This is a genomic window from Pseudomonas emilianonis (assembly GCF_023072625.1).
Taxonomy (GTDB): Bacteria; Pseudomonadota; Gammaproteobacteria; order Pseudomonadales; family Pseudomonadaceae; genus Aquipseudomonas; species Aquipseudomonas paraveronii.
This window is the reverse complement of record NZ_JAKNRV010000671.1, coordinates 1-1272: the sequence shown is the minus strand read 5'-3', so window position 1 is coordinate 1272 and position 1272 is coordinate 1. Positions and strand designations below refer to the sequence as shown.

The 1272-nt window shown below is 63.8% G+C and carries 3 protein-coding genes; all 3 read left to right on the top strand.

The annotated features are described in order from the left end of the window. On the top strand, positions 1 to 463 hold a 463-nt coding region (locus L9Z73_RS30730), incomplete at its 5' end, for a TonB C-terminal domain-containing protein (protein WP_247408730.1). Then, on the top strand, positions 460 to 1005 hold the full coding sequence (locus tag L9Z73_RS30725) for an RNA polymerase sigma factor (protein ID WP_247408728.1): 546 nt from the start codon (positions 460 to 462) through the stop codon (positions 1003 to 1005). The genes L9Z73_RS30730 and L9Z73_RS30725, both read left to right, overlap by 4 nt. Positions 1006 to 1042: 37 nt before the next feature. Then, positions 1043 to 1272, top strand: a 230-nt coding sequence (locus L9Z73_RS30720; RefSeq protein WP_247408726.1) for a FecR/PupR family sigma factor regulator, incomplete at its 3' end; no start/stop codon positions are given.

Here is a 1272-nt window from a genome sequence, read left to right as displayed (position 1 = left end):
CACGGCGCAGGAGGCTTTGGCGATGTTGCTGACCGGGAGTGGCCTGATGGCGCGCTATGCGCGCAGTGACGCGTTCACCTTGCAACTGCCCGAGGTCAGCCCACCGCCTGTCAGCCGTGGTGCATCGGCGCGCAACGCTGCACGGATCAACAACAGCTATGCCACGGCGTTGCAACAGGCGATCGAAGCCAGCCTGTGCCGTTCGCCGTTGACCCGCCCCGGGAGTTTCAGGGCGCTGGTGCAACTCTGGGTCAGCCCTGAGGGGCTGATCGAATACAGCCGGTTGGTCAGTTCCACTGGCGATGAACAACGCGATGAAGCCCTGGTGCGCAGCCTGGGCGCTGCCCGGGTCGAACGCCCGGCGCCCAGTTCGCTGCGCCAGCCGGTGACTTTACTTTTGATGCCCGACACAACAGGAACACGCATGGAATGCACAGCAGGGACAGGAGCCTGGGGCGGATGAAAGATTCCGGGCACAGTACGATGGTCAGCTTGTTCCTGGCGTCCTACGAGGACTTCAAGGTGCGTTTGCGCAAGCGCCTGGGCTCGGAGGACCTGGCCAACGACGTCCTGCACGAAACCTACCTGCGCGTCGACCGCATGGACGTGCCGCCGAACCTGGCGCAACCCAATGCCTACCTGTACCGCATGGCCTTGAACATCGCTGCCGACCGTCGCGAGGCCGACGCCCGCCTGTTGACGGGCAGCGAGGTTGAAGAGCTGCTGCAAAGCGCCGACGAAGCCCAGGACCCCTCGCGGGTGGTGGGTGGTCAAAAAGAAATCCAATCCCTGGTCAAGGCCCTCTACGAATTGCCAGCACGCCGGCGCAAGATCCTCATCGCCGCGCGCCTGGAAGAAGCGCCGCACCTGGAAATCTCCCAGCGCTTCGGGATTTCCACGCGCATGGTCGAAAAAGAAATCAAGGCCGCCCTGGGCCACTGCGCCAAGCGTCTGGAAAGAAAAGTCATCCAGCGGTTCGGTCCCGGGGCCGGAAAACCGTCTTAGTGTTGAGTCCCTGATAAAACCGTGAGTATTTGCGCGCTTGAACATTTTTAGCCTCTCCACCGCCCGGGCAACCCCCGCCAGCCCATTGCACGATGAAGCCCGCGACTGGCTGCTCCTGCTGACCTCGGGCCGCGCCACCGTGGCGGATGCCAAAGCCCTGAAGGCGTGGTGCGCCCATAGCCCGGAGCATGCCCAGGCGTTCGAGCAGACCAAGGCGTTGTGGCGGCAATTGGGCACGGCGATTGAACAGGCGCAGCGCCCGCGCCA

Coding starts and splice junctions, on each gene's coding strand:
- L9Z73_RS30725 (WP_247408728.1), top strand. CDS start 460: ATGAAAGATTCCGGGCACAGTACGATGGTCAGCTTGTTCCTGGCGTCC.